Raw genomic sequence first — 13,235 nt, 5'->3', positions numbered from 1 at the left:
TTAGCATATGATTAGAGCGCTCAAACCATACTACAGCTTAATAAAGTAACAGTAATAGTGTAACAGTCCATTTTTTTGAAGTCAATAAAAAAACGAACGATCACACCATAAAGGCTGTGATCGTTCGGAAATAGACTATTAATTGCGTAATATAATAAATTACCCCATTGATTAACCTGCAAAAGGATCAGATTGGGCTCCTTCATAGTTAACGAATTTATTAAAGTTCTTGAGAAACACCAGTTCTACCGTGCCTACAGGTCCATTACGTTGCTTAGCAATAATGATCTCAATAATATTCTTCTTCTCTGAATCCTGATTATAGTAATCATCCCGGTATAAGAAAGAGACAATATCGGCATCTTGCTCTATTGAGCCAGACTCCCGCAAGTCACTCATCATAGGTCTTTTATCTTGTCGTTGCTCTACACCCCGACTTAACTGAGACAATGCTATTACCGGCACTTCAAGCTCACGTGCGATCTGCTTCAACGTTCTGGATATCTCAGATACTTCCTGCTGACGGTTCTCTCCAGCTTTACCACGACCATGAATCAGTTGGAGATAATCGATGACGATCATTCCGAGACCCTTCTCTTTCTTCAGACGTCGACATTTCGAACGAATATCAGCCACGGTCACACCTGGTGTATCATCAATATAGATTTCTGCCTCAGATAACGAGGATATTCCCATCGTGAGCTTGGCCCAATCATCATCTTTGAAATCCCCAGTCCGCATCACGTTCGCGTCCAAGTTAGCTTCTGCACAAATCATCCGCTGCACGAGCTGAGGCGCTGACATTTCCAGACTGAATATAGCTACCGTCTCATTGGCGCGAACCGCGACATTCTGAGCAATATTCAATGCAAATGCCGTCTTACCAACAGAAGGTCTAGCTGCCACAATAATAAGGTCATTCTTCTGGAACCCATTCGTCATTTTATCTAGATCGACGAATCCCGTTGGAATTCCGGACGTCCCCCCCTTATTCTCATGTAACAATTCCACCTTATCGAACACTTCCATCAATACGTCACGGATATATACGAACCCACTTCCGCTACGCCGATTGGAAATTTCCAGAATCTTACGCTCAGCATCACCAAGCATACCCGAGACGTCTTCGCCACCCGTATAGCCTTCGCTAACAATCTGAGTGGCTGTTCGAATTAACCGCCGCAACATCGACTTTTCCTCAATAATCTGCGCGTAATACTCCACGTTGGCTGCCGTTGGTACGGAATGAGCCAGCCTCGCTAAATAGCTGACACCACCAATATCCTCCAGTTGCCCACGATCCTGCAACAAAGATGTCAGTGTAACTAGATCGATCGGTTGATTATCCTCACCCAGCTGTAGCATAGCTTCAAAGATCAGTTGATGTGGTTTATCATAGAAATCATCTGTATTTACACGCTCCATCGCGGTAATTAGAGCTTCATCCTGTAGTAATATCGCACCAATAACAGCTTGCTCAGCCTCTAGATTCTGAGGTGGTATTCGATCATAATACTGCTCTCCGCCCATTTTAACCCTCCGCTACTAGAACCTTAAGCGTTGCCTTTACTTCAGGATGTAGCTTCACTGGTACTTGAGTTACACCTAATTGCCTAATCGGTTCACCTAACTCGATCTTACGTTTATCAATCTTGACTCCTTTAGCCGCCATTGCTTCTGCAATCTGCTTACTTGTGATCGCTCCGAACAACCGACCACCTTCACCAGCCTTTGCTGCAAGCTCTATCGTCATTTCCTCAAGCTTTTTGCCAAGAGTAATCGCTTCGTCCTTTTCCTGTTGTTTACGTCTTTCCTCTGCTGAAGTTTGATTCTCAAGAGTCTTCATATTGCCATCTGTCGCTGGACGCGCTACCCCACGAGGAAATAGAAAGTTTGCTGCATACCCTTCGGATACTTCTTTAACTTCGCCCTTTTTACCTTGACCCTTCATGTCCTTTAGAAAAATAACCTTCATTCGAATAAACCCTCTTTCTCTTCAATTTGATTCAGTACGTCCATTAGCTTCACTTCGGCTTCCGAAACTGTGCATTTCAGTTGTACCGCGGCATTCGTCAAGTGACCGCCACCGCCTAACATCTCCATTACGACTTGTACATTCATCCGTCCTAGAGATCGAGCGCTAATACCAATCAACCCATCTGGACGCTCACTAATGACAAAGGATGCCATCACATCGGTCATCGTCAGAAGCGTATCCGCAACCTGTGCAATTAATAGTTGTGAAATAACAACCCCTGATCCCGTAACCGCAAGTGCGACGTGTTGATGGACCATTTTCACCTTCTTAATAATTTCCGCCTTAGCCAAATACTCCTGGAGATCCTCTTTCAGCATGCGTTGAATCATCACAGTATCTGCACCACTACGACGCAAGAATCCAGCAGCTTCAAAGGTTCGCGAACCTGTATGAAGGGCAAAGTGCTTCGTGTCGACAATAATGCCAGCTAACAACATGGTAGCCTCGATCGGAGTAAGTTGTATTTTCTCATGGATATACTGAAGTAGCTCGGTAACTAATTCACTAGCAGATGAAGCATAGGGCTCCATATACACCAACACAGCATCATTGATGAACTCTTCACTTCGACGATGATGATCTACCACTACAATTCGAGAAGCATTATGCACAAGCTTCGGTTCCATCGTCATCGACGCTTTATGCGTATCTACAACGACTAACAAGCTATGTCCCGTGAGCATCTGCAAGGCTTGCTCGGGCGTAATAAATCGCTCTACTAGCGTCTCATCCTTCTCCACCTGGATTAACATTCGTTCAATTGAAGGATTGTTACCCGATAGCACGATATAAGCATCTACATTGTACATTTGAGCTGCTTTTAGCACACCAATCGAGGCACCGATCACATCCATGTCCGGCAACTTATGCCCCATAATGAACACTTTATCACTCTCTTGCATAAGATCACGAAGGGCATGAGCAATCACCCTAGCGCGTACACGCGTCCGTCTTTCTACAGCATTTGATTTACCACCATAGAAAGATAATCGCTGACCAGCCTTCACAGCAGCCTGATCGCCTCCGCGTCCAAGCGCCATATCAAGGCTAGATTGGGCAAGCTCACCCAATTCGGAAATATCCACCGGACCAAAGGCTAGACCAACACTCAGTGTCATCGGTACCTTCAGATCCGCCGTCATCTCTCGCACGTCATCCAGTATGACGAATCGACTCTTCTCCAATTCTTGCAAAGATTTATAATTTAGCATCATTAGATATCGATCAGAAGACAGACGCCTTAAATATACGTCATATGTTCTTGCCCAGAACGTGATTTCATTAGCGGCCTTAGCAATAAGCGCCGTTCGCTGTTGATCATCCATCCCCTGCGTGGCTTCATCAAGATTGTCCAATGAGATCATCCCTAAAGCTAACCTCTCATCCTCATATCGGGACCTAAGTACGACAAGCTCCGTAATGTCATGTAAATAGATGAGACGCTCATCTGGAATGGCAATCAACTGATAATGACGATCTTCATAATGCATTTCTATATGATGTTCCTTATTAAGTTGATCCTTACTGCCCTCTTTCTTATCGCTTATGGATACCATCAGCTGAGGGAACATATCCTGTAAGGAGCTTCCAATCAAGGATTTTCGCTTAAACATTAAACTAACGTAACGGTTATTCCACTCGATGGTTCGATCTTCGCTGTATAGCACAATACCAAAGGGGAGCATACTTACAGCCTCTGCCTCCACCCGTTTAATACGGAATGAAAGACCATTGATATATTCAAGTAAATCTTTGCGGAACGCCATTTCCGTCTTTAACATCAAATAGCTGAGAATAGTTACAATACACAGACAAACTATCCCAAGTGGCCAGTTATACCATGTCACAAAGATAACAAGTAGCAGGAGAAGCATAAACGCCCATACGCTATTGTAGCCGTGCCAGCGTTTCTGTAGAAATTTAGGCATGACTCTCCATCCTATCCTTTTGGTTTGGTCATTAGCTGTCGCAATGGAAATGCGATGTCAATAATACCGATAATCGCCAGCGGTGGAAACAACAACACAGGTATAGTGATTAGAATTGGAACAATGATATGCCATTTGCGATGATGAGCTAGAAAGAAGAAGAACCCGATAGCCTGGATACAGAAGAAAATATTCAATACAGGAATAAGATTCGCAGAAATCATCGTTAAATAGCCGCTTTTTGAGTTTAGCGTAATCATTTCAATCACGACACCAAGCAAATAGTACCAAATCAGTGATCTTGGAAACTTCCACTCCCGTGCAGGCTTAAGCTTCATCACAGGGTAACCCATACTACTTAGAATCGGTCGAGCAATCACATGTGTGATCACAGCCATCATAAAGGAGCTAAGGATCAATGCATAAGGAATCTTTTGCATTGTCATATCCATCAACAATTTCATTTCCTCTGCTGACCATATAAATTCTGCTGGAAGAGTACCGCTCTCTACCATGTCTTGCAACGGTTTCATCGTCATATTCACGGCATCTTGCATATACCCTGAAAGATCAAATTGGAACAAAACCGTACCAATAAAGAGTAACAAGAGCATCCCAGTCAGAATCGTACCTGTTCCAACACCGATGGTACGTATAGCGGGCGCACCCTTCTTGTAACTTCTCCCCATGAAGATTGCTGGAATTGCAAAATACAAGGCCAGCAATAAATAGACGGGATGAATGAATAAAGCAACCAACCAGACCGGAATCACATGGATCAAGAATCCTTTAATACTTAATATGTTAAATAGTACAATCACCGGCACAATTAACAGAAATGCCGTTACGATTGATAAATTAGTTAGCAATGAAAGGATAAGGAGCAAATAGACTCCCGTCCATGCTAACGATTTCCAACTAAATTTCAATAGGTTCACCTCTTACGCAAATGTTCTTCAAGTGTGGAGATATCCTGATACCACTCCTCCAATTGATGTCCTTCTTGCTTATGTTTTTTAAGTTTGTCAATTAACAACTCATCGATCTCTCGATAAGACACGCCCAGCCTTCGCCCTAGAATATAAGAGCTCATAATCAGGCTGGCGATGCTATCACCCACTCGAGCTGTACTGCCCTCCCATAGAGCTTTAAACAATCGGGATACATGGTCGACCACTTCCGTCTTCAGCCATTCAATCACTTTAGCACGTTTGGCTACATCCAAATCTTTCGGCATATTGGACACGTTAACCTCCCAAAAAAGCTTTATTCTTGATTATATCATAAACAAAGTACTCCTACACTAAGCCCGGCTTGATGCTATCGATTCCTTGGATACAAATTTCTCACAATACTCAATAATCTGACTTCGACGTACAATGCCAATGAAACGATTCATATCATCCACTACGGGTACGAAGTTCTGGACTTTGGCCAGATTAATCAAATCCTCCATATTGGCATCAATCGAAACAGGCTTATTACTCATCTTAATAGGGATATCCCTTATTAGAAACTTTGATGCATTCTCAAAAGTCACTTTGCCCTCAGAATTTTTCATATACCATAATAAATCACCTTCTGTAATCGTACCGGCATACTCCCCATTGTTGTCCAGCATAGGTACGGATGTATATCGGTGAAATTCCATCCGTTCCAACGTCTGCCTCAACGTCGATTCATGAGTCAAACATACCACATCTTGCTTTGGAAGTAGAAAAAATGCAATGTTCATATTTAATGATCCTCCCTGATCTTGGTACAGAATTCACTATCTTCATACGTTCACAACGCAGAAATGTTCCATTAGATGCTAAATCAGCAGCCCTACTCGGTTGGGCTGCTGACTGAAGTAACTTACTTTGTTGTTTTCTGATCTTCCGGCATCAGCAATGAATAAGTTGATGTTGATTGATTCATCCAATTATCAATTAAATCTTGGGCAAATTGGAGATCGTCCTCATTGGCTTTCTCATAGGAAATTCCATTCAAGCGTATGTTCTCACCAATAACAGTATAGCTTGAAATTTGTAGTTCACTTCCAGTTAATAGCTGTTTCGCTAGATCAATAATAAATTTAGGCTGCATGTTCGTTTGAAGATTAGTACCCATAATATCTAATAATTCCGGAATATTAGCTAACTGGTTCACGTTCATCATTTTCTTGGCCACTTGGTCTAAGAATACTTGTTGTCTCTTTGTCCGATTGAAGCCACTATCCTCGCGGTAACGCACATAATTTAATGCATCCGTACCGTCGTAGACTAACTGATTCGCCTTAATTGTAAATTTCTCATGATCTGCTGCTTTATTGATAATATCCTTTTGGATGGGAAGTTCAATACCGCCAATTGCATCCACAGCATCCTTCAAACCAACGAAATTAATCGTAGTATAATAATCAATCGTATGATCAAGTAAAGCCTCCATCGTATCTTTCGCCATCTGTTGGCCACCGAAAGCGTAGGAGTGATTAATCTTATCCATCTTGCCTCTTCCTATAATCTCTGTGTACGTATCCCGTGGGATGGAGACCAACAATATCTTCGATTCCTTCGGGCGTACTACTGCATAAATCATGGTATCTGACCGCGCAGGTTCATTGTCACGCTGGTCTGTTCCCAACAGTAAGACCGAGAAAGGCTTACTCTGAAGTGCAATAGGCTCTGCCTTAGGAGTAGTTACATCTTCCTTTAGTGGCTTATATGACTTCTCCTGCAATGTGTTCTCCACTTGATCGGACAGAAAGATATCAAACGCAAGCACAGCTAGAGATTTACGAAAAGTAAAAGCTCCCGCTAAAATCAATACCAACACTATAGCTACAATTGTATAACTTTTTGTTCTTTTTTTCATGTTTATGTTCCTTCTTATCGTGTATAGTATAAATAATATTAGTGAGCATACCAAACTATTGTAAACTTTATCTCGATAAAAGGAAACTGGAAAATGACTTTAACGCTAAATTTATTTAATAGTACACACAAGTAGAAACGGCAATGCCGTCCTTTTTCAAAGACGGCACCCGTTTCAGCGGAAATATAAGTAATGTGGTGGTAAAAGAGTTCATGTAACCTATACAAAATGGCATGCCACAAAGTGATCATTACCTACATTTCGATACTCAGGATTCTCTTGTTTACAAATATCTGCAGCAATAGGGCAACGTGTGTGGAACTTACATCCAGTCGGAGGATTTGCCGGGCTTGGTATATCCCCGTTAAGAATAATCCGTTCCCGCTTCAATGTAGGATCAGGAATCGGTATCGCTGACATTAGAGCTTTTGTATATGGATGTAGTGGATTTCTGAATAATTCCTTTTTCGGAGCCATCTCCACCATAGATCCCAAATACATAACCCCCACCCGATCACAGAGATGCTCCACCACGCTCAGATCATGAGAAATGAACAAGTATGTAAGACCCTTATCCTGCTGCAAATCACTTAGTAGGTTAATAATCTGTGCTTGGATAGATACATCTAGTGCCGATACCGGTTCATCTGCTACGATAAATTCAGGATTCATAATTAGTGCACGTGCAATACCTATTCTTTGACGTTGCCCACCCGAAAATTCGTGAGGATAGCGATTATATTGATAGCTAGCTAATCCACAAATATTCATCGTCTCCAGGACACGTTCCTTCAGTTCTCTCTGGTTATGGACCATGCCATGATCAAAGAGTGCTTCACCTATAGCCTCACCAACCTTAACTCTTGGGTTCAGTGAACTATAAGGATCTTGAAATATAATTTGTATCTTCGGACGAAGGTTACGTAGTTTATCCTTTCGCAGCTTATAAATATCTACTCCCTTGAACAACACAGTTCCCGAAGTTTTCTCTTGCAAACGAAGTATTGTACGGCCAATCGTGCTTTTACCACAACCAGACTCACCTACAAGACCAAGCGACTCCCCCTTGTTAATATGAAATGAAATATCATCTACCGCCTTGACATGTCCTACGGTCCGCGAGAATACTCCGCCGGTAATGGGAAAGTACTTCTTAAGATGCTCGACTTCCAGCAATGATTCGTTCATTGTACTTCCCTCTCTTCTTCATATAACCAACAGGCTACTTTATGTTCCTTATTTGCATGTGAACGGAAGGGGGGTTGTTTCGTTGTACAAATATCCATACAGAACTCGCATCGTTCATGGAAATGGCAGTTATCTCCTAGATCAACCGGATTAGGAACCTGTCCGGGTATTGAATATAATCGTTCCTGTTCTTGATTCATAATCGGCTTTGCTTTCAAGAGTCCCCGCGTATAAGGATGCCTAGGCTCTTTAAACAGCTCCAATACCGGCGCCTCTTCAATCACCTTTCCTGCATACATCACAACAACATAGTCAGCCATTTCAGCCACGACACCGAGGTCATGAGTGATCAACATAATGGAAGTATTCAGCTTATCCTTGATATCACGCATTAAATCTAGTATTTGCGCTTGAATGGTGACATCTAGCGCAGTAGTCGGTTCGTCAGCAATAAGCAGCTTCGGATTACAACTAAGAGCAATCGCAATCATGACCCGTTGACGCATACCGCCACTTAATTCATGTGGGTATGAATGATATATTTTGTCCGCTCGTGGTATACCAACCATATCAATGAGTTCAATCGCCTTAATACGAGCCTCTTTACGATTCATCATGAGATGAAGAATAATGGGTTCAGCGATCTGCTCACCTATAGTCAATACCGGATTAAGAGATGACATCGGTTCTTGAAAAATGATTGAGATTTCATTTCCACGGATGAAGCTCATTTCACGCTTATTCATTTTCAAAATATCTTTACCCTCGAACAAAATCTCTCCACCAGCGATCTTTCCCGGAGGCGTCTCAACCAACCGCATCAAAGACATCGCTGTGACGCTTTTACCACATCCCGATTCTCCAACGACGCAAAGTGTCTCGCCTTCGCGAATTGTAAAACTAACATCATCAACCGCTTTTACAATTCCATCGGATGTATGAAAATGCGTTTTCAAGTTACGGAATTCTACTAAATTCTTAGCCATATCGCATCTCCTATCTTAAGCATATAGGTGCCCTATTTCTTCATTTTTGGATCCAGGGCATCACGAAGGCCCTCACCGATAAGATTGATCGCAACAACGGTCATAAGAATACACATTCCTGGTGGAATCCACAGCCATGGCCTTTTACGGAAATCAATCATATTATTCGCTGCTGAGATCATATTCCCCCATGATGGCGTTGGAGGTACTACACCAACTCCTAAGAAACTCAGAGCTGATTCATACAGGATGGCTCCCGCCACTCCCAATGTGGCAGAGACAATAATAATGGGAACAACATTAGGGATCAGATGCCGAAATATTTTACGACGATCACGTAATCCAAGGGCTTCTGTTGCTTGCATAAATTCCATCTCTCGAAGTGATAAAATTTGTCCTCGTACAAGTCGAGATAGACCCGTCCACCCCAAAACACCAATGATCAACATAAGAAAGTATATACGATTGCCAGAATCTACTTTGAGATCAGATAACACCGCACCCAGAATGATCAGTATTGGCAGTGTCGGTAGTGCCATGAATATATCAGCAACACGCATAATGACCGCGTCAATTCCTTTACGATAAAACCCAGCAATCGCGCCTAGCGTTGCTCCGATGGCCACCGATATGGACGTAGCCACTAATCCAACAGTCAAAGAGATCCTACCGGCGAGCATCATTCTAAGCAGAATATCTCGCCCTAGCTTGTCGGTACCTAACCAATGAGCCCAATGAGGTGCTAAATTCTTATTAGCAATGCTATAGTCCCCCACACTATAGGGGGATAGCAACGGACCTACAAAACTGAGTATAAACATAAATGTTAGTATGATAAGTCCCATTAATGCTAACCTGTTCTTCACAAATCTGCGCATCGCCAATCTCCATGGAGAAGAGGATGCTTTCGTTGTAACTTGTACATTTGTCTCCCTTATGGCTATGTCTACGGACAACTGAATCTCCTCCTACTTCAGGCGAATTCTTGGATCTGCAACTCCATATAATACGTCGGAGAGCAGATTGCCTAGCAATGTTAGTACAGCAAGGAATATCGTGAACCCGAGCATAAACGGATAGTCACGCATACTGATAGATCCTAGATATACTTGGCCAATCCCCGGCCAAATAAATATCTTCTCCAGTATAATCGCGCCACCAAACAAAGCAGGTAGTTCAAATCCAAGTAAAGTAATCGCAGGAATCATCGCATTACGTAGGGCATGTTTGAATATAACCGTTCGCTCTTTCAGCCCTTTTGCCCGCGCTGTTCGAATATAATCCTGACGGATGACTTCCAGCATAGAGGTACGGAAATAGCGTGTAAGACTCCCCGTACTAATCATCGTCAACACAATAGTCGGTAGGAGCATATGATGAGCTACATCCATGATATAGTCCCATCCGGTAGCCCCAAGTCCTGCTGTCGTCATACCTCCTACAGGGGTAAGCCCGAGATTTAGGCTGACTACTAATATAAGTAGGAGTCCTATGAAGAACGAAGGTAGCGACATACAGAGAAATATAAACAGCGTAATCATCTTATCCAAGAATGAATGTTGAAATTTAGCAGAGAACACCCCTGCGAATATAGCAATAATCCAACTTAATACTAAACTTGTAAATGCAATGACAACGGAATTCCAAACATACGTATCAATGACCTTGGTGACCGGTTTCTTATGTTGTAGCGAATCACCCATATCACCTACAGCCATATTTCCCACCCAGTCAATATAAGCTTTACCTATTGGCTTATCTAGGCCGTAGATTTCACGAAGCTGTGCTTCTTTCTCTGCTGTCATATTAGGAGAGGCTTTAGCCGTAATATAATCTCCTGGAACCATACGGGAAATTGCAAACACAATCATAGTGATCCCAATGAGTGTCGGAATCATTTGCAGCAGTCTACGGAATATGTACTGCCTCATATTATTCCTCCTGACTTTATAATGGATATATGCTCAGCCCCTAGGGGCTGAGCATATATCCTTCTATTCTTCTATTCTTCTTGTTCTATGATTATTATTGTGCAATTTCCACTTGGTTCAGGCTATACGTAAAGTTCTTATATGGAGTAAGGTCGAACCCTTTAATTCTTCCGTTAATAGGCCACATATCTCTTCTTTGATACATATAGATGTAAGGGAGATCAGCATTAAGCTCTTGATACATTTCTTTGTAAATTTCTTTACGTTTTTCTTGATCTAGTTCAACTTTTCCCTTTCTCATTAGCTCATCTACTTTAGCACTACCATAACCGATATTGTTCTGTGCACCATCAGAAGTATACACCGTGTTATCTGGATCTGGTGTCAAGCCCCAAGCTGCGAAGTACATTTCGAAATTTCCAGCTTTTTGCTTAGCGATAATAGCATTGAAATCAAGTGTTTCTGAAGAAATATCAACACCTAGATCTTTGTAGTTCTTCGTCATGATTGGAAGCAATGCCTCTACAACTGAGTTATCTGCTGTTGCGGAGAAGTTAATCTTGAACTTTTCTCCGTCTTTTTCACGAATACCATCCGCTCCAACTATCCAACCTGCTTCATCAAGAAGTGATTTAGCCTTCTCAATATCGAAGTCATACGACTCAATACCTTCATCTGTGTAAGCCCAACCTACTTTTGATTCTGGAACATTGATTACATCTGCATATTTACCAAAAGAACCTTCTACAACTTCTTTACGGTTCAGACCGATTGTTAAAGCCTGACGAACCTTAACATCTTTGAATTTATTGTCCTTATGGTTAAAAGCAATATACCCATATCCATTAGTTGGGAATATATGAACATCTAGAAATCCTAATATTTGTAATTCTTCTACATTATCCTCATTCACTGTAACCATATCCATATCGATCTCACCAGCTTGAAGCATCGCAAGCTTCGTATCATCTGTTGTTGCCTTAAAGATCAAGTTCTTCACCTTTGGAGCACCAGCAAAGTAGTCTGCGTTTGCCTCAAATACCACTTCTTGACCTGCAGCATGATTCTTCATGATGTATTTACCGCTACCAATCGGTTTATCATTCAGTTCTTTAATTGAATCCAATTTACCAAATTCATACCCTTTACCATAGTAAGATTCAGGCATGAAGTAAATTTCACCCAGATCAGTTCTTGTAATAGCTGTTTTTTCAGTAACATTAATTTCAATTGTATTATCATCAATAATGGTTACACCAGAAATATCCTTGGACTTACCATCATGAAATTCCTGACCACCTGCAACTTTTAAAGATAGAATATCCGTTTCTCCATCATACGTTGGATCATGAAGCACTTTTAGTGCGAACAAGATATCCTTGACTGTGACCGGCGTTCCATCACTATACTTAATACCTGACTTCAACTTAAATGTATATTTCAACCCATCTTCAGAAACATCCACACTTTCAGCAAGATGCTCTTTGTACGTCCCATCCCCTTGAACGATAAGGAAACTATCGAATACGGTTTCAACAACATATTTATCGTAAGCTGTAGACCAGAATAACGGGTTAAATGTACCATTGGGAGCTACCATACCAATAATGAGTGTGTCTGCACGATTCGCAGCAGCCGCTGGGTTCAGCGAAAGGTCGCTAGCTGGGAATACACCATCATTCTTCCCCTCATCCGTCGCTACCGGTTCTACTGTTTCTGCGGGTTCCGCAGGCTTGATCGTTTCAGTAGCTGGTGGAGTTTCTTTAGCTGGTTCTGCGATATTATTTCCTGAACATGCTGACAAAATGGTAATCATAACTAAGAGTATTAGCATCATACTTGATAGTTTCTTCTTCAAAGTAAGTCCCCCTCGAGATTATTTAACACCATGTAACTATTCATATTCTGAAAGAATCCTATAATGTTAATTAATCACCCTCCTACGGATCATCTTGGAATGGCTGATACTAATCTTTATAGATGCTTTTCATGATGTTAAATTTTCCTCCATTGTGCATTCACAATAGTCAGACAGTACACTAACGCTTTAAAGCGAAATAAACCAACGGTCAATAATAGCGTGATAAGGGAATTAATCCCTCTGTTAAATTAATGTAAATCATACAGTGTTATAATAACTCACGTCAACCTATTTTTTGTGTAACTTCCATTTAAAATAAAACCGCATACACTTCATTATGTTTCATTAACTTCCATAATTGTATTTGAGATTTTATATTATATAGCACTTATTCTAGTTTTTTGTCGGTTTATGTAATAATACGCGTTAGATTATATAACATTCTGG

12 protein-coding genes are annotated in these 13,235 nt (G+C 41.6%); all 12 read right to left on the bottom strand.

Annotation, left to right across the window (positions count from 1 at the left end; genetic code table 11):
• Positions 1-171: 171 nt before the first annotated feature.
• Positions 172-1,530, bottom strand: a complete 1,359-nt coding sequence (dnaB, locus tag AC1TO8_RS11295; RefSeq protein ID WP_482055720.1) for a replicative DNA helicase — start codon at positions 1,528-1,530, stop codon at positions 172-174.
• A 1-nt stretch (position 1,531) separates the two neighbouring features.
• Complete coding sequence (rplI, locus tag AC1TO8_RS11290) at positions 1,532-1,975, bottom strand: 50S ribosomal protein L9 (protein WP_482055719.1); 444 nt, start codon at positions 1,973-1,975, stop codon at positions 1,532-1,534.
• Positions 1,972-3,966 (bottom strand): DHH family phosphoesterase, encoded by a 1,995-nt coding sequence (locus tag AC1TO8_RS11285; protein ID WP_482055718.1) that lies wholly within the window; start codon positions 3,964-3,966, stop codon positions 1,972-1,974. The genes rplI and AC1TO8_RS11285 overlap by 4 nt, the downstream gene beginning before the upstream one ends.
• Positions 3,967-3,977: 11 nt before the next feature.
• Complete coding sequence (locus AC1TO8_RS11280; protein ID WP_482055717.1) at positions 3,978-4,895, bottom strand: DUF2232 domain-containing protein; 918 nt, start codon at positions 4,893-4,895, stop codon at positions 3,978-3,980.
• Between the two features lie 5 nt (positions 4,896-4,900).
• The gene (locus tag AC1TO8_RS11275) at positions 4,901-5,203 is read right to left on the bottom strand and encodes a MazG-like family protein (RefSeq protein ID WP_482055955.1); all 303 of its coding nucleotides are present in this window, start codon (positions 5,201-5,203) and stop codon (positions 4,901-4,903) included.
• A 66-nt stretch (positions 5,204-5,269) separates the two neighbouring features.
• A complete protein-coding gene (locus AC1TO8_RS11270) occupies positions 5,270-5,701 on the bottom strand; it encodes a CBS domain-containing protein (RefSeq protein ID WP_482055716.1) in 432 nt (143 codons plus the stop codon).
• A 122-nt stretch (positions 5,702-5,823) separates the two neighbouring features.
• A complete protein-coding gene (locus tag AC1TO8_RS11265; RefSeq protein WP_482055715.1) occupies positions 5,824-6,822 on the bottom strand; it encodes an LCP family protein in 999 nt (332 codons plus the stop codon).
• Positions 6,823-7,041: 219 nt separating this feature from the next.
• Positions 7,042-8,010, bottom strand: coding sequence for an ABC transporter ATP-binding protein (locus AC1TO8_RS11260; RefSeq protein ID WP_482055714.1), 969 nt, complete (start codon positions 8,008-8,010; stop codon positions 7,042-7,044).
• A complete protein-coding gene (locus AC1TO8_RS11255; protein WP_482055713.1) occupies positions 8,007-8,996 on the bottom strand; it encodes an ABC transporter ATP-binding protein in 990 nt (329 codons plus the stop codon). The genes AC1TO8_RS11260 and AC1TO8_RS11255 overlap by 4 nt, the downstream gene beginning before the upstream one ends.
• A gap of 32 nt (positions 8,997-9,028) precedes the next feature.
• Positions 9,029-9,952 carry an oligopeptide ABC transporter permease gene (opp4C, locus tag AC1TO8_RS11250; RefSeq protein ID WP_482055712.1) on the bottom strand — a complete coding sequence of 308 codons (924 nt, stop codon included), beginning with the start codon at positions 9,950-9,952 and terminating at the stop codon, positions 9,029-9,031.
• Positions 9,953-9,964: 12 nt separating this feature from the next.
• Positions 9,965-10,927: an ABC transporter permease gene (locus tag AC1TO8_RS11245; protein ID WP_482055711.1), complete on the bottom strand. Its 963-nt coding sequence runs from the start codon at positions 10,925-10,927 to the stop codon at positions 9,965-9,967.
• A 94-nt stretch (positions 10,928-11,021) separates the two neighbouring features.
• Positions 11,022-12,764, bottom strand: coding sequence for an ABC transporter substrate-binding protein (locus AC1TO8_RS11240; RefSeq protein ID WP_482055954.1), 1,743 nt, complete (start codon positions 12,762-12,764; stop codon positions 11,022-11,024).
• Between the last annotated feature and the right edge of the window lie 471 nt (positions 12,765-13,235).

Source organism: Paenibacillus sp. Y859, from assembly GCF_056786405.1.
This window is presented reverse-complemented; position numbering and strand designations above follow the sequence as displayed.